Source organism: Paenibacillus montaniterrae, assembly GCF_018403185.1.
Classification (GTDB): domain Bacteria; phylum Bacillota; class Bacilli; order Paenibacillales; family Paenibacillaceae; genus Pristimantibacillus; species Pristimantibacillus montaniterrae.
In genome coordinates this window covers 350,702-374,723 of the sequence record NZ_BOSE01000002.1, presented here as the reverse complement: position 1 = coordinate 374,723, position 24,022 = coordinate 350,702, and the positions used below count along the sequence as shown (strand labels likewise).

The window sequence follows — 24,022 nt, the reverse complement described above, 5'->3', positions numbered from 1 at the left end:
ATGCCCTTTTCCTTCAAACTGCGCTCAAAGCTGCGTTCAAAAAGGGTAAATCGCTCGTTCTGGGGAAGCTTTGGCTTATTTACGGTATTGGCTTTCTTTGGAGCTTTTATGATTTTGCCTTTGGTCTATGCGATCAACAATGCATTCAAGCCGTTGGATGAAATATTTCTGTTTCCGCCGACCCTGTTTGTAAGAAATCCAACCTTTAACAACTTCATCGATTTGATGAATTTGCTTGGCGAATCATGGGTTCCATTTAGCCGCTATATATTCAATACGTTGTTTATTACACTGACTGGCGTTATCGGCCATGTCATTTTCGCATCGGCGGCAGCTTTCCCATTAGCGAAGCATCGCTTTCCAGGCAAAAAGGCATTGTTCCAAGTAGTCGTATTGTCGCTAATGTTCACGCCAGCGGTTACAGCGATTCCGAACTATATGGTAATGAGCTGGCTCGGCTTGATTGATTCGTATTGGGCTGTCATCGTGCCTGCATTCTCCTATTCCTTGGGGCTTTACCTGATGAAGCAGTTTATGGAGCAAATGCCGGATGCGCTGCTGGAGGCGGCTAAAATCGATGGCGCAAGCGAATACCGCATTTTTTGGACGATTGTTATGCCTAATGTCAAGCCGGCCTGGCTGACGCTCGTTATTTTGCAGTTTCAAATTTTGTGGGGCACTGACGGCAATGGCTTCATCTATAGCGAGCAGCTGAAAAGCTTGCATTTTGCCGCCAACCAAATTATATACGGAGGAATTGCGCGTGCAGGAGCTGCAGCGGCTGTTGCACTCATATTGATGAGTGTGCCGATTACGCTTTTTGTATTTTCCCAAAGCAAAATAATTGAGACGATGGCATCCTCGGGAATGAAGGAGTAGGAGGGATTTCATGAGGATTAAAAAATTTGTTACCGCAATTGTACTCGCCTCCGTTCTCTTTTCAACCGCTTTGCTGGAAGCTGTACATGCTGGCACGCCATACGAGGCCTACAACTACAATTATTGGGAGGAAGCGGTCGCTTCGCCCGCCGCCTTTGTGCCGAGTCGTGCCGTAAGCGGCCAGGATCTTGGCATCGGACCTTTCGTAGAGCCTAACGATATGGTAATCGGCCATGATGGCAGCATCTATGTTGCAGATACCGGCAATAAGCGTATTGTCGTGATTAATGCGCAATGGGAGGTTGAGCGCATAATCGATTCCGCTCCGGGAATTGGCGAGTTTGGCACGATCAGCGGCATTTTCGTCGACGCGGACGGAGACCTGTATATTGCAGACAGCGGACTGAGCAAGCTGATTGTGTTAAGCAAGACAGGAGAGGTGAGGCTTGTCATTGACAAGCCGCAGTCAGACATTATCGCGGCCGGCTTCAAATTCACGCCGACAAAGGTTGCCGTTGACGAGGCCAAGCGGATGTATGTCGTAGCGAACGGCGTGTTTGAAGGAATTATGCAGTTCGATGCGGACGGCAGCTTTCTTGGCTATATCGGAACGAATGAAGTAAAGCGCGATTATTATGAAATTTTCTGGCGCTTGTTCTCAACCAAGGAGCAGCGCAGTCAAATGGTGCTGTTTATACCTACTGAATTTTCAAATTTGGATATTGACCACAAAGGCTTTGTATATGCGACCAACATTGATTTGAACTCGCTTACGCCAATCAAACGGCTCAATCCGTCAGGCGAGGATGTGTTAAAGCGCTACGGCTATTTTGAAGTAAGAGGCGATATTCGCTATCGCACCTCCGTAGGACCTTCAATCTTTGTCGATATTAAATATTTGGGAGACGGGCTTTACAGTGCTCTGGACAGCAATCAGGGCAAGGTGTTCACGTATGACGCGGAGGGCAATTTGCTGTTTATTTACGGGATGCTCGCTAATCAGGCAGGCACATTCAAGACGCCGGTCGCGATTGAGTATGACGGTGAAAACCAGCTAGTGCTGGACCGCGCCAAAGGCAACATTAATGTGTTCAAGCCGACCAAATTCGGCAAGCTGGTGCTGCAGGCTTCTCGCTTGCACTACAACGGCTACAGTGAGGAAGCGGTGCCGATATGGCAGCAGGTGCTTGATCTTAACAGCAACTACGATATTGCCTATATCGGGATTGGTCGCTCGCTCGTGTTAGCCAAGCAAAATGAAGAAGCGATATTTTATTTCAAGCAAGGGATGGAGCGCGATCAATATTCTGTAGCTTACAAGCGCTATCGGCGTGAGGAAATGAAGGAGCAATTTAGCACGATTATGACGACCATTGTCATACTGGTGATCGTGACGGCTGGTTTAATGATTTGGCGCAAGCTTCGCCGCAATCGGCGCAAAGCTGCAGTGAGTCATTCCGTTGGGAGGGATCAGGCATTATGAAGCAGGAGCTAATTGATTTCCCGCTGCGCGTCATGTTTAAGCCATTCAGCAGCTTCTGGGATTTGAAGTATGACAATAAAGGAAGCATAAGAGCTTCTATCATTATTATCGCACTGACGATTATTGCGCTTATTTTGCAGAAGCAGTTTGCCGGCTTTCTAGTAAATTACACCGATCCGCGCCTCATTAACAGCTTGCAGGATATTGTTACGGTTGTTGTGCCATTTTTATTGTGGGTTGTCGCCAATTGGTCGATTACAACCTTGATGGATGGCGAGGGGAAATTTACTGAAATTGTGAAAGTAACAGCGTACTCGCTTACGCCGCTCGTAATTGTCTATGTACCATTGACGTTTATTAGCCGTTATATGGCGCAGGAGGAGACTGCCTTCTATTATTTGATGCTGTCTATCGCATCATTATGGTTTGTCTGGCTGCTGTTTGTCGGTATTATGACGGTTCATCAGTACACCGTGCTGAAAACGATTGTTACGATGCTATTAACGGTCATTGTAATGGGCATTATCGTTTTTCTCGGTGCGCTGGTGCTAAGCATGCTGTATCAAATCTATGACTTTTTATATAACATTTACCGAGAATTGCTGTTCAGAACGTAGAAGGGGGAGGCAGCCATAACAATGAACAAGAAACGATATATCATTCTCGGTGCTCTCCTGACTGTCGGGCTGATCGCCGGTTTGATTGCAATATTGAATCGCGGCGTGCCTGCGGCAGATGTCGCGGCATTTACAGCGATTGCGGAGCCTGAAGCAGGCACAGAGCTGAAAAGCGTTGCCCAGCCTGAAGTTGCAGGAATGAAGGCCGTTGCGAAAAACGACAAGCTGGTGCTGCATTACAATGAGGAAACGACAGAGATCGCTGTAACCGATCTTGCCAGTGGCGTAACCTGGTACAGCAATCCTGTTGATCGTGAAGCGGATACGCTGGCTTCAGGCTACGAGCAAAGCATATTGGCCTCGCAGCTTGTGCTGCAGTATCGCGATTTGGAAGGGAACTTATATACGTATTCCAATCATGAGAAGAGCATTATGAACGAGCAGTTTCAAGCGGAGGCTATTCCTGACGGCTTGCGAGTCACCTATCAGCTAGGCGATGCTTCCAAAGGAATAGATGCGCTGCCGAAATTTATAAGCAAGGAGCGCTTTGAGACATTGATTTTGGCCAATTTGCCTGAAGCAACCGCCAATTATGTCAAAGCGAGATATATGGAGTCAAAAACGAATCCGGGTGTAATGGAACGGCTTGACGCCCAGGTAGAAAAAAAGCTTGTGCTTAATAAAATGGTCGCAGCCTTTGAGGAGGCAGGCTATACCGAGGAGGATCTTGCCTTGGACGAAGCCGAGCATGGCAGTGGCGCGGGCAATGCTGCCGAAAAGCCTAATTTTACTGTCGTAATGGAGTATCGTCTCGTTGATGATGAGCTTGTTGTCACGATTCCCGCCTCGCAAATCGTGGAGCCAACCACTTATCTTGTGCGCAGCATTGATGTGCTGCCTTACTTCGGGGCGGCTAATGCGAGCGCAGAGGGCTATATGCTTGTGCCTGACGGCTCAGGCAGTCTAATCTATTTGAACAATGGCAAAACGAAGGAAGAGCAGTATGTGCAGCGCGTCTACGGTGATGATCCGAACAATACACGCTGGGCGCGGGGAATGGTAAGCGAGCAGGCGCGCATGCCAGTCTACGGCTTGAAAAACGGCAATGCAGCCTGGTTTGCGGAAATTATTCAAGGGGAAGGAAACAGCAGCATCACTAGCTCGATTAATGGCATGCGCAATTCCTATAACACCGTGTACGCTTCCTTCAGCTTGCGCGGCGAGGATTATTTAGAGCTGTATACAGGCAACAAATATCAGGAAATTCAAATTTTGAATGAGCAGCGCTATCAGGGAGATTTGCAGCTTCGCTACAGCTTCCTCAGCAACGAGCAGGCAAGCTATAGCGGAATGGCCGCATTGTACCGCGAGCATCTTGAGCAGGATGGCGTGTTGACTAGACTGGCAGCAGCCGAGCAAATTCCGTTCTATCTCGATATTATCGGCTCCTACGATAAGCGAACGTCATTTTTAGGCGTTCCGTATCAAAAGACGCATGCTTTGACGACCTTTGAGCAGGCGGGCGAAATTGTTGAGCAGCTGGCCGAGCGCGGTGTGCAGGCGGTCAATATGCGCTATCTGGGCTGGTTTGATCGCGGCATCCAGCATAAAACACCTGTCAAGCTGCGCCTTGATTCTGTGCTTGGCGACAAGAAAGAGCTGCAGCAGCTTGCCAGCCAGCTGGAGCAGCAGGGAGGGATGCTGTTTCCTGATGTAGCCTTCCAATACGTGTATAAGGATGATCTCAGCTTTACCCCGGCTTCAGATGCGGCACGCTTTGTCACGCGCGAGGTCGTAGAGCTGTATCCTTACAATCGGGCGATCAATCGAATGGACAGCTTAAAGGGCAGCTACTATTTACTGTCAGCAGCCAAGCTTCCTTATTACGTAAATAAATTTGCAGACATCTATCAGCAAAAATATGATCTGACAGGAGTCGCCTTGCGCGATCTGGGCAATGTGGTCGGCTCTGATTACAGAGTGAAACGAGTCATTCATCGCGATACGGCCAAGCAAATTACCCAGCAATCGCTGGCCAAGCTGGCCGAGCAGCAGGAAACGCTTATCGTTGGCGGTCATGCCTATGCCTGGGCCTATGCCGATCATCTGATTGATGTACCGTCATCGTCGAGCAGCTTTAGCATTACGGATGAAAGCGTGCCATTCTATCAAATGGTGCTGCACGGCTATATTCCATATGCGAGCCAGGCTGTCAACCTGTCAGATGAGCAGGATATTGAGGAGCAGCTGCTGCAGGCAATCGAGCAAGGAGCGTATCCGCATTTTACATGGAGCTATAACCATTCATCTGACTTGAAATTTACAGCATATGATCAATATTTTTCCACGAAATATGAAATTTGGCTGGAGGAAGCGTCTCGTATGTACCGTGAAGCAAATGAAGTGCTGTCGCAAGTAAGCGGTGCGCTCATTGTCGAGCGGATCGTGCATCAGCCTGGTGTTGTTGAAATGCGATACGATAACGGCAAATCGATTGTAGTCAATTATACGGAAAATGCGGTCACTGTAAACGGCATGAGCATTGCTGCAAGAAACTATGCAATAGGCGGTGATCAACGATGAGATTAAAATCTATGTCATTGCAGCGCAAGCGCTCTATGCTCGGCTTCGTTTTTATTGCGCCATGGCTGGTCGGTTTTCTGTTTTTATATTTGACGCCGCTTATTCAATCGCTTATGTTCAGCTTTACCGATCTTGTCATCCAGCCTGACGGCTATTCGCTGGAACCGGTAGGCTTTGAAAATTTTCGCAATGCGATTTTAGTGGATGCCAATTTTAATCGCGTCATTACTGATTCGGTTGGGCAAATGCTAATTAGTGTGCCGATGATTTTATTTTTCAGCTTGTTTTCGGCTACGCTGCTCAACCAAAAGTTTCGCGGTCGTACGCTCGCTCGCGCCATATTTTTCTTGCCAGTTATTCTAGCCTCCAATGCAATTTCGTCGGCAGAGCAAGCAGGCTTGATCAATTTGATTGGCAGCGGGGCTTATTTGAATGAGATGGAAGCAGAGCTTTCCAGCTATAATGTTACGTCAATTGTCTACATGCTGCTTGATGTAGGCTTGCCGAGATCGTTTGTCGATTATATCGTGTCGGCGATTCTCGGAATCTATGACATCATTACGAGCTCGGGCGTGCAAATTTTAATTTTCCTGGCAGCGCTGCAAGCTGTGCCTAGCTCGATGTATGAGGTTGCCAAAATGGAAGGAGCGACCGCTTACGAGTGCTTTTGGAAAATTACATTTCCAATGGTCAGCCCGTTAATTTTGACGAACATTATTTATACGATTATTGACTCCTTTACAAGCAGTCCAGTGACAACGCTAATCTATTCTGTTGCCTTTGAGACGCAAAACTTCGGGTTAAGTGCAGCGATGTCATGGATTTATACGATCGTAGTGGCGCTTGTGCTAATTATAATAGGGCTGGTGCTTTCAAGAAAAATTCACTATAACTAGGGAGTGTCTGAGAACTCCGAGGACAGCAATGAAAGAGGTGAGGAAGCAATGAGCAAATCATTAATGGATGACAGCTATTATCGCAAGCAAAAAGCGATGCAGCGCTTTTTTGATGTCGTGTATTCGATCTTTCGCGCGCTGCTGGTCATCGGCATTTCATTTATTATTATTTATCCGATCCTGCAAAAAATTGCAGTTGCATTCAAGGATAAAACGGATATTTACAACCCTACCATTTATATGATTCCCGTTCATTTTACATGGGAAAATGTGCAGTTGGCGATGGGCATACTTGATTACTTTCCGATGCTGGGAAAAACGCTGCTCTTTGTCGTAATTACGACGTTGTTGACGGCTGCAAGCTGCGCCTTAACAGGCTATGGCTTTGCCAGATTTAATTTCCCAGGAAATCAACTGCTGTTTACGTTCGTTATTATGACGATTTTAGTGCCATCAACAACGTTAATGCTGCCTTATTACCTGCACTTCAAAAATTTTGATTTTCTCGGCATTATTTCGTTGTTTACAGGAAAATCGGGCGTTAATCTCATTAACACGTATTGGCCCTCGATTATTACCTCTGCAACAGCAATCGGCTTGAAGGCGGGCTTGTTCATTTATATATTCCGTCAATTTTTCAAAGGGCTGCCGAAGGAAATTGAAGAAGCATCACTAATTGATGGAGCGGGTGGTATTCAGACGTTTTTTCGCATTATGCTGCCGAACGCGATTCCGCCCATTATTACAGTCGTATTGTTTTGCTTTGTATGGCAGTATAACGACACCTTTTATACGACGCTGTTTATGAATGGGATGGAGCTGATGTCGTTAAAGGTATCTACACTGTCCTCGCAGGCCAATCAGTTTATTCCGACACTAATGGGCTATGCGCATGGCTCCGGCTTTAAGGCAGATCCAAACCATGTTGCGATGGTTGTAGATACAGGCATCCTGCTGGCGATTGCTCCGCTTATTCTAATGTATCTGGTCGTGCAGCGCTACTTCGTAGAAAGCATCGAGCGCACAGGAATTGTAGGCTAATTAACAAGCAACATCTGACAACGATGGGGAAAGTGGGGAAAACATATGCTGCTGCAACAAATTTACTCAGTAGAGCCTACGCTCATTAATAAGCAAGCATCAAAGGAAGCAAATCAATTGATGGCCTATCTGTGCAGCATCTATGGCAAGAAGGTGCTGACGGGGCAGCAAATTGGCGTAGTCGCCCAGCCAGAGCTGGACGTCATTGTTGCTACAACAGGCAAGTATCCGGCTGTCTACGGCTATGATATGATGAACTATTCGCCTTCGCGCGTCGAGCGAGGCTCGACGTGCCGCGATGTTGAAGAAGCGATTGGGTGGTGGCAGGACGGTGGCATTGTTACCTTCTGCTGGCATTGGAACGCGCCTTTGGGACTGCTCGACCTGCCGCCTGAACGAAGCTGGGACCGCGGCTTTTATACCGAGGCGACGAGCTTCAATATTGCCGAGGCGATGGCAGATGAGGACAATGAGCTGTTCAAGCTGCTCGTACGCGATATTGACGCGATTGCAGCTCAACTAAAGCGGCTGCAGGATGAGAAGGTTCCCGTGCTGTGGCGACCGCTGCATGAAGCGAGCGGCGGCTGGTTTTGGTGGGGAGCGCATGGTCCCGAGCCGTGCATCAAGCTTTGGCGTTACATGTACCATCGCTTGACTGAGGTTCATAAGCTGGATCATTTAATTTGGGTTTGGAACGGTCAGCATAAGGATTGGTATCCAGGCGACGAATATGTTGACATCATCGGCGAGGACATCTACGCTCCACAGCATGATTACAGCTCGCAGCTTGGACGCTTCCAGCAGGCAGCAAGCTATACGGAAACGCCTAAGCTGATCGCTTTATCGGAAAATGGCGTTCTGCCTTCACTTGATCAAATGCAGCAGGATGGCGCAATGTGGCTTTGGCAATGCACCTGGTACGGCGGCTTTGTATGCGAGCAGACAGGGGCAAATGCCGAAAAAAGCGGATCTGGACAGACCGAGCCTGCTGGCAATCGGAACGAGAACGAGGCGCCCGCTATTATGCACCGCAATAAGCGCTATACGTATTGTGATGCCTATACGGAGCGTCAGGCAATGATCGATTTCTATCATGATGAACGTTCAATAACGAGAGACCAGCTGCCAAATTTAAGAGCTTAGCAGGACGTGTTCAAAAGCTTTGCTTTCTGAACACTCTCTAAATAGAAGCTTCTAATTAGAAGAAGGAGATTTATGAAGGAGAGTTATCATGAAGCATCCTACTATAAACGTTCGTAGACCGCTGCAGCAGTGGAATCAAGCAATGCGCAGGGGGATGGCTACGATCGGTTTTTTGGGAGGATCCATAACCGATGCCAGACCGCGGCATAATTGGCCAGAATACGTGATGGAATGGCTGAGCGGCCATTACCCGACTGTGCGATTTCGTGTGGAAAATGCGGCAATTGGCGCAACGGGCAGTGATTTGGCAGTGCTGAGAGTGCAGCGGGACATTATTGGCCGTCGCTGCGATGCAGTATTTGTTGAGTATGCGGTCAATGATGAACAGGCCAGCTCCATTAGAAGGCAGCGAACGAGAGAAGGACTAATTCGTCAGCTGCGTAAGGCTGGGGTTAACGATATTATATTTGTCTATACGTTTTCAGAATCGATGAAGGAGGACATGGAGCGCGGACAATACCCAGCGACAATTGCAGAGCTGGAACGGCTCGCTCAATATTATCAAATCTCTTCGATTTGGCTCGGCAAGTACGGTCTGGAGCAGGTAGCAAGCGGCAGGCTGTCGATGGAGCAATGGCTGCCTGACGGCCTGCATCCAAAGGAACAGGGAAGCCGCATTTATGCTGAGTGTGTCATCGCTTGCTTGCAGCGGGAGCTGCTGCAGCCTGAGCAGCTTCTGCTTGCTGCCGAGGCAGCCGACGACCATGCTTTACGGCAGGCTGAAGCAGCAACACCGACTGAGGCGCCAGCTGCACTACCAGCTACAACGCAAGCTGAGCTGCCAGAGCCGCTTGATCCACTGTGCTGGGAGCGAGTTGGCGAGCTGCCGTTGAGCCAGCTTGCTACGACCGGAGAATGGCTTGAGTTGCGCTGGCACGGCTGCGAATGGGTGGAGCTGATGCTGGAAACGAAGCAGCTGGGCGCCGGGCTAAGCTTTGTCTTTGAAGGACGCGGCTTAATGCTTGTGTTCGATTATGGTGCTCGCTCTGCTGAATTTTTCTATAGGATCGACGAAGGCGAATGGCAGTATTCTGACCGCGATCTGCCGGACTGGGTCGGGGAATCCGGCTGGCTGCGCTTGTTTGATTGCGGCGATGAGCTTGCGCAAGGAAGACATACCTTTGAGCTTGTCGTAGCAGAGCCGCAGCGAGAGCTTGACGGTGAGCAGCTGTTCTTTCGTCTTGGAAAGGTGGGCGTTATTCAGTGACAAATCAGCAGCGCGAGCTGCGTGTAATGATTGCAATGTGCGTCCTTATTATCGTTACGATTGCTTTAGTTGCAGTGACTAAGGCATTGCAGGGAACTGATGGAGAAAGCGGGGAGCGAAAGGAAGCTCCTCGTATAAGATTCGAAGCGGAGCTTGGCGAGCTGCATGGCACGCGAATAGCTTCAGATGCGACAGGCTATTCAGGCAACGGCTATATTACCGATTTTACCGATGAAACCGACTATGCGATAATACCGGTAACCGTCGAAGAAGCGGGTCTGTACACGCTCTATATTGGCTATCGCGCAGCAGGTGGCTACAAGGAATCGGAGCTGTATTTGAATGATCAACCATTTGGCAAGGTGAGCTTTGAAGAAAGCAGCACGTTTACGGTAAAGAAAGCGACCCGCGTATTACTCGAGCAAGGACAAAGCAACATTGAGCTGCGGCGCGGCTGGGGTTATTTCGATATCGACTATGTCGAGCTGCAGCGCTATGATGACAGTCAATTGAGCGCAGCGCCAACTACGGCAAAGCTGAGCAATCCTAACGCTACGCCAGAAGCTGTCGCGCTGATGAATTATTTGAATGAGCAGGCTGGCAAGTACATTATTAGCGGTCAGCAGCTTTATTCGCACATTATCGATATCGAAAATATGACGGGTAAACGGCCGGCTATTGTAGGCTTTGATTTTATTGAGTATTCACCTACAAGAGCAGCAAACGGCTCGCGTTCATCCGAGGTTGAAGCAGCTCTGTCCTGGCATAAGCAAGGCGGGATCGTTACCTTTCTTTGGCATTGGAATGCGCCGACAGGCTTGATTGACGAGCCGGGCAAGGAATGGTGGAGAGGCTTTTATACTGATGCTGTTACATTTAATCTCGCTGAGGCGGTGGCAGACAAGGAAAGCGAAGAGTATAAGCTGCTGCTTTCCGATATGGATGTCATTGCCCAGCAAATTAAAATTTTGCAGCTGAATGATGTGCCCGTACTGTTCAGACCACTGCATGAAGCGGAAGGCGGCTGGTTCTGGTGGGGAGCGAGCGGACCTGAAGCGGCCAAGGAGCTGTATCGCATCATGTATGATCGATTTGTAAATGAGCATAAGCTCAACAATTTGATTTGGGTATGGAACTCCGTAGATCCTGATTGGTATCCGGGCGATGATGTTGTCGATATTGTCAGCTATGACAGCTATCCTGTTGCAGGAGACCATAGCCCTATTGTAAATTATTACGATGCGCTCGTTGAGCTGACTGGCGGCACTAAATATATCGCCATGATGGAAAACGGCTCGATACCTGATCCGGATGCTATGGAGGCGTACGGAGCCAATTGGGGCTTGTTCATCACATGGAATGGAGATTTTACGATGGATGGCAAGCATAATAGCCCATCGTTTTTACACAAGGTTTATAATCATCCTCGTGTAATAACCTTGGAGGATTTACCCTTCAATAAAGCTAATCAAGAAGAATAGACAGGAAGTTCACAAACATAATATTGGAATGGTGGAGGAAGATTATGAGCCAAACAACGAAGATCGATTCATGGATATTTAAATCAACAGACAATACAGAATGGCTGCCTGCGCAGGTGCCTGGCTGTGTCCACACTGACTTGCTTCGTCAGAAACGAATTGCCGATCCTTTCTACGGCACAAATGAGCATGATTTGCAATGGATCGACAAGCTGGACTGGGAGTACAAGACCAGCTTTGTTCCATCAGCTGAGCTGCTGGAGGAGCAGGTGCAGGAGCTGCACTTCCACGGTTTGGATACGTATGCGAATGTTTATTTGAATGATGAGCTGATCTTGGCGGCCGACAATATGTTTCGCCGCTGGAATGTAGATGTTACAGGAAAGCTTGCTGCAGGAAGCAATGAGTTGAGAATCGTGTTTCGCTCACCGATCAAGGAGGATTTGCCAAAGCTAAGAGCGCTTGGCTATCAGCTGCCTGCTGCGAATGACCAGTCCGAGCTAGGAGGACTGGGCGAGGAAAGAGTTAGTATATTTGCCCGCAAAGCCCCTTACCATTATGGCTGGGACTGGGGGCCGCGCTTTGTGACGAGCGGCATTTGGAAGCCTGTTGAGCTTGTTGGCTGGTCAGGCGTTATTATACGAGATCTGTATATTGATCAGCTATCTGTTAACGAGCAGCAGGCAAGCCTGCTGGCACGGGTCAAGGTGGAAGCGAAGCAAAGCGGCAATCTTAAGCTGAAGGTTGCAGCTGAAGCAGAAGTTGAAGCTGGAACTGGAACTGGAACTGGAGCGTGGGAACTGCAGCTCCAGCACACTTCGGGCGTTCAGGAGCTGACACTGCCGATTATGATTGCTCAGCCTAAGCTTTGGTGGAGCCGCGGCCTGGGAGAGCCACATCGCTATACATTTACTGCCGAGGTGAGCTCTGAACAGCCGGATAGGAGTTACACTGCAGCTCAAACCGTCAAGACAGGACTGCGCAGCGTTAAGCTGGTGCGCAAGCGCGATGAGCAGGGCTCGGGCGTTTCCTTCTACTTTGAGCTGAATGATGTGCCTGTATTTGCTAAAGGGGCCAATCATATACCGAACGACAGCTTTATTACCGAGGTGACAGAGGAGCGCTATCATGCAGAGGTGCTTGCAGCAGCCGAGGCTAATATGAATATGCTGCGCGTATGGGGCGGCGGCGTGTACGAGGCTGATGTTTTTTATGATTTGTGCGATGAGTACGGGATCATGGTGTGGCAGGACTTTATGTTCGCTTGCAGCATGTATCCAGGTGATGAGCAGTTTCTGGAAAGTGTTAGACAGGAAGCGATCGATAATGTAATCAGATTGCGCAACCATCCTTCAATTGTGCTATGGTGCGGCAACAATGAGATCGATTCGGCATGGGCGCATTATGATGAGGATGCAGGCTGGGGCTGGAAAAAGCAGTTTACTGCCGAGCAGCGAGAAAAGCTGTGGAGCGATTATGAGAAAATTTTCCATGAGCTGCTGCCTGATGTAATAAGCGAGCTGCATGCTTCAGTCGATTACTGGCCGTCCTCTCCGCTCGTGTCCTTGTCTGCAAGCAAGGCTCAGCATGCGAATCCGGGAACGAATGAAGGCGATGTTCATTATTGGGGCGTATGGCATAATGTCGAGCCATTTGAAAACTATCATATTAAGCTTGGCCGATTTATGAGCGAGTACGGCTTTCAATCATTCCCGGAATATCGCACGATTCGCAGCTTTGCTGAGGAGGATGAGCTGGCCATCGATTCCAACGTAATGAAGGCTCATCAGAAAAACGGAGATGGCAACCGTTTAATTAAGGAATATATGGATATCTATATGCAGCAGCCTGTTGATTTCAAAAGCTTCCTTTACTTAAGCCAGGTGCTGCAGGCCGATGCGATGAAAATGGCGATTGAGGCACATCGTCGCAACATGCCATACTGCATGGGCTCGCTATACTGGCAAATGAATGATTGCTGGCCAGTCGCTTCATGGGCGGGCATTGACTATTACGGACGCTGGAAGGCGCTGCATTATTATGCGAAGCGCAGCTTTGCACCAGTGATGCTGACAGCGCAGGAGCAAGCTGATGCACTTAATATCTATCTAGTGTCTGACCGTCTGCAATCGGAAAACGGTGTGCTTACACTGGAGCTGTTTAGCACCTCAGGCAAGCTGCTGCGTTCAGCAAGCAAGGAGATTGCTTCTCCATGCAATACCGCTCAGCTTATAGAAAGCTTGCCGCTCGCGGATTGGCTTGCCGGGCAGTCGAAGGAAGAGATTGTGCTGGCTGCTTCCTGGCTCAGTGAAGCGGGAGAGCGAACCAGCTACGAGCATTACTTCGTGAAAAACCAGCAATTGCAGCTGTTGAAGCCTGAGATTTCAGTTCAGGAGCAGCATCATGAGCAAGCGACGACAGTAACGCTGATTAGCGATGTTGTAGCGAAACAGGTTGTGCTAGTAGCCGAGCATGATGGTGTATGGTCTGATAATTACTTCGACCTTATGCCAGGCAAGCCTCATACCGTAACCTTTAAGCGGTTCACGGGAGGCAGCACCTACCAGCCTGCTAGCTCAGGCAAGCTTGTCGTACAATCGATGTACGATCATATTGTGCATGCTTCGTCAACGATTGCTGAATAACATTAGCAGCTGTTAAAGACAACAGCTTTGGAGCAACGCATTGCTCTGAAGTGCTGAATGGTTCACAAACAATAAGGTGTGTTCAAGCTGTCAGTATTCACTGGCCTTGAACACCCTTTTTTATTTGCCGTGCCCACTCCTTCATTCTTTCTGCTACAATAGAATCATTGACTTCATTGAGGAGAGCGTTATGAAACAAGCGATATTTTTTGATGTAGACGATACAGTGTATGATCATTTAATTCCATTCCGCAAAGCGGTACAGCCATGGGCAGCGCATATTGAACAGTTTCCTTATGAGGCAGCCTACCACCGAATGCGTTATTATAGCGACCTGCTCTCGCATGAGCTGGGCGGCGCAGGGCAGATGGAGCAAGGCGCGTCCACCGAGCTAATGCGCAGACGCCGCTTTCAGCTGGCGCTTCAGGAATTTTCCCTGGCGCTGACTGAACAGGAGGCTGAGGAGATTCAGCAGGCCTATTTGAGCTGTCAATTTGAGATTGAATGCTTTGCTGGAATGAAGGAGCTTATTCAACAGCTTCAGGCAAGGGGAGTGCTGGTTGGTCTGCTAACTAACGGGGCTGAGGCGCATCAACGGCGTAAAATCAAAGCGCTAGGACTGGACAAGCTGATTGCCAACGAGCATATCTTCATATCAGGCGCTTATGGAATCGACAAGCCTGATCCGCGAATCTTTCAGCTTATTAATAAACAGACAGGGACAAATCCTGCACATTGTACATATGTCGGCGATTCCTGGCGTAATGATGTAGTAGGAGCGCACAGAGCAGGGTGGAGCGTGGTTTGGTTCAATCATCGCCAGCAGCAGCGCCCAGAAGCGATCGAGCTGACTGGTGAGGCAACAAACCTAGCAGAACTCTATCAATTTTTAGTGGAGGGTTCAAAAGCACGACTTTGATGACGATGTGATTGCGTTGGAGATCACTCGACGTCGAATATGTCACGCTAGCGAAAATTCCGGTGCTCACGTAGGTCTATCTACGCTGCGCTCCTCATTTTCTACTAGCGTGCCATCTTCTTGGTCCTGAAAGCCGAGCTTTTGAACCTTTATTGGAAGGGTAGTTCAAAAGCACGACTTTGATGACGATGATTGGCGTTGTAGCGTAGTCGACGTCGAATATAGCATTCATCGGGAGCCTGCGGTGCTCACGTACCAAAATCGTACGCTGCGCTCCTCATTCCCTAGCTTCATGCTATCTTCTTGGTCCTGAAAGCCCAGCTTCTTGGTCCTGGCTGCAAGAGAGCACCAGCGAAGGAGCAAAGCATCCGAAAAACGGAGAGGGTCGCCTTTAACATCGTAATGCAACCATAAAAATTCAAATAAAAGCATTACGATTTAAAAAGCGACTGGAGGATGCTTTGCTCCGCAGCGCTGAAAAACGGAGAGGGTCGCCTTTAACATCGTAATGCAACCTTAAAAAATTCAATTATAAGCAATACGATTTAAAAAGCGACTGGAGGATGCTTTGCTCCGCAGCTCTGAAAAACGGAGAGGGTCGCCTTTAACATCGTAATGCAACCTTAAAATTCAAATAAGATAGCATTACGCTTTAAAAAGCGACTGAAGGATGCTTTGCTCCGTAGCGCTGAGGAAGCTTTTTGAACACGCGCAGTTTAAGATGACCAATCTATCAACGTACAACAAGAATGATACATAATGAAGAGGGACATATGATGAACGAACGATATGAAAAGCTAATGCCGCACTTTGCGCAAATTTTGCAGCTTGCAGATGCAGTTATCATTACAGATGAGCAGCATATCATTTGCTGTGTCAATCGCGCCTATGAACGAATTACAGGCTATACGAATGAAGAAGTGGTTGGCAGGAAAGCAGGCATATTGCGCACCAAGCATACACCGCTGGAGACGTATAAGCTGATGCATGAGTCGCTATCATCCGGCTTGCCCTGGTCTGGTATTTTCACCAATCGCAAGCGCAGCGGAGAGCTTTGGCATTCCTCAATAACGATCACCCCGTATGAAATCGGGCAGCAAATCTATTATGTCGGGGTTTTTCGCAATTTGGAGGAGCTGCAGCGAGGCTATTATTTGGATGAGCAGCGCGTAGGTAATTTGCAAGGCTCTCTATTAAAGGTGCTGGCCATTTCCTGCGAAATTCGCGATCCGGGGATTGAAAATCATTTGATCCGCGTGCAAAGCTTGACGGAGCTGCTCGTTCATCGATATGTGGAGCAATTTCGTCTTGCCTTGCCCGCGGCCTATATTTTGCAAATTATAAACGGCAGCATCCTGCATGATATCGGAAAGTCCGCGATTCCTGAGGGCATTCTTTACAAGCCGGGCTCACTTGCTCCCTATGAGCGAACGATCATCGAGATGCATCCGCATATAGGCGTCGATATTCTCGATAAAATTAATGGAGAGCTTGACGACGAGCTGTTCGAGCACGAAATTTCTGTTGCCAAAAATATTATTCTCCATCATCATGAGCGCTGGGACGGCACTGGTTATCCGCTGCGGCTGAAGCAGCTGGACATTCCGCTGGAGGCAAGAATTGTAACCGTTGTTGATGTATATGATGCGCTCACGACCAAGCGGCCTTATAAAGAAAAGTGGACGCCAAAAGCTGCAATTGAATGGCTGCTTGAACAAAAGGGCAAGCAATTTGATCCTGATCTTGTCGATGCGTTTGTCAGCTTGTATGAGGATGGCTTGCTCGATTGACAATACTGGCCTCCTGCCAAGTATAATTGCGAAAATGCAACTGTTCTGAAGTCGTTAACAAATTTCACCCAATTCAATCGACTTCAAGCTTCTCCTGACTCTGCGGATTCGTTGTTTAACTGATGCTGCAGCAGCATTAGTAAATCCTCCTCAGACAACGAAGCTTCCGCCAGCTCGTCATGATCCAATATGTCGCTAATCAGCTGCTGCTTGCGCTGCTGCAGCTGAATCATTTTGTCCTCAAGCGTTCCCTCGGCAACCAGCCTTATTATATGGACGGGCAGCTGCTGTCCAATTCGGTGCACCCGATCAGCTGCTTGCTGCTCGACTGCAGGATTCCACCATAAATCGTATAAAATGACTGTGTCGGCCCCCGTTACGTTCAAGCCGGTGCCGCCGGCCTTCAAAGACATTAAAAACAGCTGACGCGCTCCTTGATTAAAGGCATCGACTGATTCTATTCTTTGCTTTGGCGGAGTGCTGCCATCCAGGTAAAAATGGCTATAGCCGCGCCACTGCAGCTCTCTTGCGATAATGTGCAGCATCGACGTGAACTGAGAGAACACGAGAATACGATTGCCTGCCGCAATTTTCTCCTCAACAAGCTGTAAAAACTGCTCCAGCTTGGCAGAAGCTCCTTGATAGCCTTCCACGAACAGCTCGGGATGGCAGCAAATTTGCCGAAGTCTGGTAATGCCCGCCAGCAGCCTGATTCTGCGTTCTCCTTTTCTTTTGCGGTCAAGATGCTTCAATGTATCCTCCTGCAGCTTCGCCAAATATGATAGATACAGCTTTTTCTGCTCCATCGTCAGCGGCGCGTACAAGGTCGATTCGTATTTTGGCGGCAGCTCCTGCATGACCTCCTGCTTTGTTCGTCTCAGCATGAACGGAGCGATGATCTGCTTGAGCGTTTCTCGCGGCAATTGCAGCCAATGATTTTTATCTGGAAACAGCGCTGGATTGACAAAGCTCATAATCGACCACAGCTCGTCCAGACGATTTTCAATTGGTGTGCCTGTTAGAGCGAATTTATGAGTCGCAGTTAATTGGCGTAAAGCTTGAGATGTTTTTGTGTAATCATTTTTAAACGCCTGGGCCTCGTCGCAAATAACGGTCAGAAAGCTGCAGCTTTGAAAAAACTGCTGCTGTGAGCGCACGAAGGTGTAGGAAGCAATCCATATGTCAGCTTGCTGCCATAGCTGCTGCTCCTTGCTATGAAGCTGGGCTCCCTCCAATACCTGTGCACGAAGCTCAGGAGCAAAGCGCTCCAGCTCATGCTTCCAGTTCCAGATTAACGAAGCGGGTGCGATGACTAGCTGCTTTCCTGCAGCTTCTTGATACTCTTCATGCAAGCTGGCGAGGAGCATGATCGCCTGCAGCGTTTTGCCAAGACCCATTTCATCAGCTAAAATCCCTCCCAAATGATGCTGGGCCAGCCTGTGCATCCATTGAAAGCCGTCAAGCTGATAGTCTCTTGGCTCAGCCGTTATAGTAGACGGCAGCGCTGCTTCGTGCTGCTGCGGCTGGCTTAAGCCTTCAATAAACCGCTTCAGCGAACGGGACAGCACAATGCTGCTTTCCTGCTTTTGTAGCGTAAGCATTGTTGGAATCGCTTTGGCTAGCGGGATGCGATCATCAAAATTTGTAGGATGCAGCAGGCCTAGCTGTGACATGACGCGCAGCAGCGCTCCGTACTGCGGATGCTCCAGCGACAATAGAGCGCCTTGCGAAAGACGATAATATTTGCGCTTCTCTACAAGTGCTTGCAGCAGCTGCTTTAGCTCTTGATTACTAATTCCGGCCATTGAAAAGCTGTATTGCAGCCAATTGCTCTTTTCTTCCCATGCCAGCTTGAGCTGCGGGAAGACGTCCTCGGTTACATAGCGCAGCTTGACGGCAGTCGTCGCATGAATTTGTGCAAGCTGCTTCAGCTCTGGCAGTATCGTGCGGAAAAAAACATATTCATCATCATCGCCTTCAACGATAATGCCGCCTTCCGTTTGAATCCCGTTTACCCCCATTAAAATTTCAAGAATGCGCGCTTCCTTTTCCCGTTCGCGCAGCAGAATGCGGTCGTCAAGAGCTGACGATTGCTGCGGTTGAAAAGGCTGAATAGCCAGACTTCCATATTGAAACTCCACACCGATTAGCAATCTCTCGCGTATACGGTCAAGATAAATATTGGCGAGCAAGGGTGTCGAGGACAGCTTCTCAGCAATTTCATCGGCTATTTGCAAGTGCAGCATGGACTGCAGCTGCGGCAGCGCTTGATCAAGAAACTGGCTGAGCGCTTCCTGCTCCAGCAGAAGCTGCCAATCGCTTTGCTGCAGCAGATCTGTCAGCGCCAGCATTTGATTGGCTTGCTCCCAAGTTAATCGATAGAAAACTCCGTCATAGCAGACAAGCTCATGGGCAGGCAAAATGAGCAGCCACTGCAGCTGCTCTCCATTAAGACAATAGTGCTGCTCCAGACGGGAAATCGTAATAGTAAGCGGCAGCTTGTGCTCGGAAAAGCTGATTTTTTCAAAAGCCTGCAGCTGCTGGTCGAGCGGCAAAGCTTCCATATAATATTGCAGCTGAACATTTCGTTCTTGAAGCAGCAAGGGCTCCAGCTTATGCCATAGACTGCCTGGAATCGGCAGCAGTTTTAGCTTGCTTGCTTCATGGACGGGCAAATCCTGCACAGACTGCCAAAGCAGCTTGCAAAGCTCAAGCGTGGGCGCATTTAGCGTATGAAGCTCAGGATCATAGTTGGCACTGCGCGACAGCTTGTACGGCTTGCGCTGAATGACTGCTTCCAGCCAGCGATATGGCTGGGTAATGATGTATTGCTTTCTTTGCTCCAATGCTGCCGTCAGCTCCAAGGCCATCACGTATGAGCCGTCATGCTTGGGCTGCAATAAGCAAAGGAATATGAGCTCTATTGGAATTCGCTGCTGTCCGCGCGCCTGCTGGCGCTCAAAAATGCTAAGTAATTGCAGCGCTTTGATTTCTTCATTCAAATGCAAGTCCTCCTTATGATTGGAATGAGGTCCTTTCATCAGTATACCTTGTTCCATAAAATTTTGCTTATTGTATCAGCAATTGTTACTATAGTAACTGTAAAGGAGATGATTAAGTTGGACAAACATATACCGTTTTCGATTTTAGACGTAGCGCCAATCGTTGAAGGAGGAGGAGTTGCTGATGCCTTGCAGCGCTCGGCTGAGCTGGCTCAGGTGGCTGAGCAGGCCGGTTACACGCGCTTCTGGCTGGCGGAGCATCATAACGCGCCTAATATTGCCAGTTCGGCTACTGCGGTCGTCATTGGTCACATTGCTTCACATACGAAAACGATCCGTGTCGGATCAGGTGGAGTGATGCTGCCTAACCATGCGCCGCTTGCGATTGCTGAGCAATTTGGCACTCTGGATGCATTGTTTCCGGGAAGAATCGATCTTGGCTTAGGCCGCGCTCCTGGTACAGATCCTATAACCGCTCGTGCTTTGCGCGGTGAGCGACATACGAATGGTGCTAATTTTCCTGAGCAGCTGGAGGAGCTGCAAGCGTTTATGAAGCCTACGGCTCATGTTCAGCATTCGATTCGCGCTATCCCTGGAGAAGGTGCAGATGTGCCGATCTGGCTGCTTGGCTCCAGTGATTTCAGTGCTGCGCTAGCAGCGGAGAAAGGACTGCCGTTTGCCTTCGCAGGCCATTTCTCGCCTACCTATATCGTGCCAGCCTTGAAGCTGTATAAGCAAAGCTTCCGACCTTCGGAGCAATATGCCGAGCCTTACAGCATGGTCGCGGTCAATGTCATTGTGGCGGATAGCGATGAAGAAGCTCGTTTGCTTGCAACTTCAATGTATCAAATGTTTCTTAGCTTTATTCGCAATCAGCGTACACCATTGAAGCCGCCGGTGGAAAACATGGATCTGGTCTGGACGCCGCAAGAAAAAATTATGGTGGAGCAGCAGGTTGGATCATCAATTATTGGCAGCCCGCAAACTGTAAAAGAGAAGCTGCAAGCATTGATCAAGGCAACGGATGTTGATGAGGTGATGGCGACCGCATATATTTACGAGCATCAAGCACGCTTAAGGTCTTTCCAAATGCTAGCTGAAGTGATGAACTTGAAAAATTAAGCAATGACTGTATGGTAATATATGGAGCAAGATGCTATACTATGAGAGTTATTATCTTTTTGGCTGCTGCTAGATAGTACCAAGTTTAAGTACAGTAAAGTAGAAGCGAAAAAGCACCATGAAATGTTTCAGGAGGGGAAACAATTAATGAAGAAATGGTTAACTAGTTTAGTAGCAATCTTGCTCGTATTTGCCATTGCGATCCCTGTTCAAGCGCAGTCAAGCGGCATTTCCGTCTATTATAACGGAGAAAAGCTCGATATGACTGAGCCTGCTTTTGTGGAAAAAGGCAAAACGTACGTGCCTTTGCGTAGCTTCTTCGAGGAGCTGGAATATGAGGTACGTTACAAAAGCACCAAAAAACAAATAATTTTAGATTGGTATGGCTATGAATCTATCATCGAAGTTGATACGCTGAAAGTAATAGAATTTGATGAAGTTGTAATAGAAAAGCTGGACTTAATCTATCGCAATAATACTTATTATGCGCCAATAAGAGAGTTGGAGCCAGTTACCGTCACGACAACAAGATGGGATGCAGCTACTTCTTCCATATATATGGAGGATGACTACAGCATGCTGGAGCCTGAAGAGGAGCATACTCCGCCAGAAGGCTTCCTGTGGAAAGTAACAAAGGGCGAGCAAACCGTATATATGCTAGGCTCGATTCATGTAGGTACATATAAAATGTATCCGCTGCGTGATGAAATTAATAAGGCTTATGAAGCTTCCGATATCGTCGTAACTGAGGTAGACATAACAAAAGATCCAACGGAAGAAGAGATGAAGGAACTAGAGAAGCTGTTCACATACCAGGACGGCACAACTATAAAGGATCATCTGTCTGCCGAAGCCTATAAAGCACTTATGGAGCTTGCGAAAAAGCTGGAAATTGAAGGCGAGGATTTGGAAGAATTCCAAACCTATCAAGTCTGGTTCATCAATACAATGCTGTCTTCCGGCTTTGATGAAGGAGATGCAGACTCCGTATACGGTGTAGACATGCATTTCTTGCTGCAGGCTGATGAGGATGAGCTGCCAATTGGTGAATTGGAAAGCTTTTTGCAGCAATACGAAATGCTGGCAGGCTTTTCTCCTGAGCTGCAAGAGCAGCTTTTGCTAGAGACAGTGATGCAATATGAGTATGCATTTGAAGGCTATGAAGTCGGAGCGGGAACAGATACGCTTATCGATATTTGGACTACAGGCGATTTGGAAGGCTTAACGGAGATCGCTCAATCTATGAAAATTGCTTCACCTGAATATTACAATGCCTTGCTAACCAAGCGCAATGCTGGCATGACTGATAAAATTGAGCAGTATTTGAACGATACTCAATATAAAACGTACTTTGTTATCGCGGGAGCGTTGCACTTTGCTGGAGAAGATAGTATTGTTGCGATGCTAGAGAAGAGAGGATACAAAGTAGAACGCCTTTAAAATAGGTTGTTCAAAAATCCGACTTTGATGACGATGCGATTGCGTTGTAGTATAGTCGACGTCGAATATGGCACGCTACCGAAGGCTCCGGTGCTCACGTAGGTCTATCTACGCTGCGCTCCTCGCCTTCTAGTAGCGTGCCATCTTCTTGGTCCTGAAAGCCGAATTTTTAAACTTTCATTGAAAGAGGTTGTTCAAAAAGCCGAACTTTGATGACGATGAGTTGCGTTGTAGCTTAGTCGACGGCGAATCTTGGGCGCTAGCGAAAATTCCGGTGCTCACGTAGTAGGTATCTACGCTGCGCTCCTCATTTTCTACTAGCGCCCAAGCTTCTTGGTCCTGAAAGCCCGGCTTTTTGAACTCTATTGAAAGAGGATGTTCAAAAAGCCGAACTTTGATGACGGTGCGGTGCTTCGTAGCTTAGTCGACGTCGAATATGGCACGCTACCGAAGGCTCCAGTGCTCACGTAGGTCTATCTACGCTGCGCTCCTCGCCTTCTAGTAGCGTGTCATCTTCTTGGTCCTGAAAGCCGAATTTTTAAACTTTGGAGAAACATATGAGAAGAGTTGCACTGCTATTAGTTGGAGTTATTGGACTTATTGCTATAGGGTATTTGGTATTCTCACTCTCAACTAACGGGAAGACAGGTGATTTCTCTGAAACTATTGAGCAGAATATTGTAAAATTGAAGGATACGAATCGTACTGTCCAATTTGCAGATCTTACTCCTTTTGTCTGGGATAGAGCTTACATACTAGAGGATCCTTTTCTTAATGGAGAAGCTATCGATAAGATTGTTGGGGTTAAATGTAATTTGGATCGCTTGGAAACGGATATGAAACGAAGAATTATTTTTGTGAATGAAGGCAAATTTGTCTTCGACTATATTTTTGATATAAGCAGGTTTTGGTTTACGAGTGAAGATTCTGGAACAATAGAGCTGACAGGAAGTAGTTCCGTTTTTGTAGAGAAAGAAACTGCTAAAAGGATCGTCTTAAAGATCGCACAATAATAAGCACTTCGTGTCGTTCGGTATTAAGCTTTAAGTGTAATTGACGTAGAGGCTCGCGCTAGGGCAGGGAAATCATATTCCCACCCAGTGCGAGCTTTTTGGTGTACATGGATCTTTTTTGCAGCGATTCATTCCAGCTTTACGTCAGCTGCTCGTATAGATCGGCGACTGAGCGCATGGCGTAGATCGTTTTGGCGATGCTGCCATTTTCAATGATGACTAGCGCTGGTATGCTTTTAATTTGCCAATGCTCACGAAAAAATGGTGTGAAATTTATGTTAGCTTGATATAGATGATAAGGCACGTTTGTCTCGGCAACGATCTCCAGCATTTTCAAAGCGACCTTGCAGGTGCCGCAAAATGGAGTGGTAAACAGTACGGCTGCTTTGCCGATATCGATATTTGCCAGAGCATGCAGCTGCTTTTCGTTGAGCTCTGTAATTTTGCTTTGCTTGGTATTCATATAATCGCTTCTTCCTTTCATACAATTTAGCATAAACTTTTTTTGAAGAAAATGAAACCTAAGTTTGGGCGAGCTCGTATAGGTAGTTGTAAGTTGCACAATTTCATACGAAAAACTCCAAAGGGGAGTAGCTCCAGCAATAAAGTCGTCATGACGAGTGAAAGCTCCGGCTTTATTGGCAACGAAGCGATCGTTGTTAGCAAGACCTTTGCCTATTTGTGATAGGCAGAGGTCTTTT

At 47.9% G+C, this 24,022-nt stretch carries 17 protein-coding genes; 15 read left to right on the top strand and 2 right to left on the bottom strand.

Annotated features, from left to right (window positions below; genetic code table 11):
• The 12 genes from KJS52_RS07480 (at position 1) to KJS52_RS07425 (ending at position 16,744) form a co-directional block, all read left to right on the top strand.
• Positions 1–879: a carbohydrate ABC transporter permease gene (locus KJS52_RS07480; RefSeq protein ID WP_213514119.1), complete on the top strand. Its 879-nt coding sequence runs from the start codon at positions 1–3 to the stop codon at positions 877–879.
• A gap of 10 nt (positions 880–889) precedes the next feature.
• Positions 890–2,362: an NHL repeat-containing protein gene (locus KJS52_RS07475; RefSeq protein WP_213514118.1), complete on the top strand. Its 1,473-nt coding sequence runs from the start codon at positions 890–892 to the stop codon at positions 2,360–2,362.
• The gene (locus KJS52_RS07470) at positions 2,359–2,979 is read left to right on the top strand and encodes a Yip1 family protein (RefSeq protein WP_213514117.1); all 621 of its coding nucleotides are present in this window, start codon (positions 2,359–2,361) and stop codon (positions 2,977–2,979) included. Before KJS52_RS07475 ends, KJS52_RS07470 begins: the two co-directional genes overlap by 4 nt.
• A 21-nt stretch (positions 2,980–3,000) precedes the next feature.
• Positions 3,001–5,562, top strand: coding sequence for a DUF5696 domain-containing protein (locus KJS52_RS07465; protein ID WP_213514116.1), 2,562 nt, complete (start codon positions 3,001–3,003; stop codon positions 5,560–5,562).
• On the top strand, positions 5,559–6,458 hold the full coding sequence (locus tag KJS52_RS07460) for a carbohydrate ABC transporter permease (RefSeq protein WP_213514115.1): 900 nt from the start codon (positions 5,559–5,561) through the stop codon (positions 6,456–6,458). Before KJS52_RS07465 ends, KJS52_RS07460 begins: the two co-directional genes overlap by 4 nt.
• Before the next feature lie 63 nt (positions 6,459–6,521).
• Positions 6,522–7,499 (top strand): carbohydrate ABC transporter permease, encoded by a 978-nt coding sequence (locus tag KJS52_RS07455; RefSeq protein ID WP_373871350.1) that lies wholly within the window; start codon positions 6,522–6,524, stop codon positions 7,497–7,499.
• Between the two features lie 45 nt (positions 7,500–7,544).
• Complete coding sequence (locus KJS52_RS07450; RefSeq protein WP_213514113.1) at positions 7,545–8,642, top strand: glycosyl hydrolase; 1,098 nt, start codon at positions 7,545–7,547, stop codon at positions 8,640–8,642.
• Positions 8,643–8,730: 88 nt separating this feature from the next.
• Complete coding sequence (locus tag KJS52_RS07445; protein WP_213514112.1) at positions 8,731–9,909, top strand: SGNH/GDSL hydrolase family protein; 1,179 nt, start codon at positions 8,731–8,733, stop codon at positions 9,907–9,909.
• A complete protein-coding gene (locus KJS52_RS07440; RefSeq protein WP_213514111.1) occupies positions 9,906–11,390 on the top strand; it encodes a glycosyl hydrolase in 1,485 nt (494 codons plus the stop codon). Before KJS52_RS07445 ends, KJS52_RS07440 begins: the two co-directional genes overlap by 4 nt.
• A gap of 44 nt (positions 11,391–11,434) precedes the next feature.
• Positions 11,435–14,035, top strand: a complete 2,601-nt coding sequence (locus KJS52_RS07435; RefSeq protein WP_213514110.1) for a beta-mannosidase — start codon at positions 11,435–11,437, stop codon at positions 14,033–14,035.
• Positions 14,036–14,225: 190 nt separating this feature from the next.
• Positions 14,226–14,954 carry an HAD family hydrolase gene (locus KJS52_RS07430; RefSeq protein ID WP_213514109.1) on the top strand — a complete coding sequence of 243 codons (729 nt, stop codon included), beginning with the start codon at positions 14,226–14,228 and terminating at the stop codon, positions 14,952–14,954.
• A 776-nt stretch (positions 14,955–15,730) separates the two neighbouring features.
• Positions 15,731–16,744 (top strand): HD domain-containing phosphohydrolase, encoded by a 1,014-nt coding sequence (locus KJS52_RS07425; RefSeq protein WP_246563277.1) that lies wholly within the window; start codon positions 15,731–15,733, stop codon positions 16,742–16,744.
• Between the two features lie 83 nt (positions 16,745–16,827).
• Here the strand turns inward: KJS52_RS07425 and KJS52_RS07420 are convergent, their stop codons facing one another.
• Complete coding sequence (locus KJS52_RS07420) at positions 16,828–19,746, bottom strand: DEAD/DEAH box helicase (protein ID WP_213514108.1); 2,919 nt, start codon at positions 19,744–19,746, stop codon at positions 16,828–16,830.
• A gap of 108 nt (positions 19,747–19,854) precedes the next feature.
• Between KJS52_RS07420 and KJS52_RS07415 the strand changes: the two genes are divergently transcribed.
• The 3 genes from KJS52_RS07415 to KJS52_RS07405 all read left to right on the top strand — a co-directional run bounded on the left by KJS52_RS07415 (position 19,855) and on the right by KJS52_RS07405 (position 23,321).
• Positions 19,855–20,868, top strand: coding sequence for an LLM class flavin-dependent oxidoreductase (locus KJS52_RS07415; RefSeq protein WP_213514448.1), 1,014 nt, complete (start codon positions 19,855–19,857; stop codon positions 20,866–20,868).
• A gap of 147 nt (positions 20,869–21,015) precedes the next feature.
• On the top strand, positions 21,016–22,308 hold the full coding sequence (locus KJS52_RS07410; RefSeq protein WP_213514107.1) for a TraB/GumN family protein: 1,293 nt from the start codon (positions 21,016–21,018) through the stop codon (positions 22,306–22,308).
• A 557-nt stretch (positions 22,309–22,865) separates the two neighbouring features.
• Positions 22,866–23,321, top strand: coding sequence for a hypothetical protein (locus tag KJS52_RS07405; protein WP_213514106.1), 456 nt, complete (start codon positions 22,866–22,868; stop codon positions 23,319–23,321).
• Between the two features lie 139 nt (positions 23,322–23,460).
• Here the strand turns inward: KJS52_RS07405 and KJS52_RS07400 are convergent, their stop codons facing one another.
• Positions 23,461–23,784 (bottom strand): thioredoxin family protein, encoded by a 324-nt coding sequence (locus KJS52_RS07400; protein WP_213514105.1) that lies wholly within the window; start codon positions 23,782–23,784, stop codon positions 23,461–23,463.
• Between the last annotated feature and the right edge of the window lie 238 nt (positions 23,785–24,022).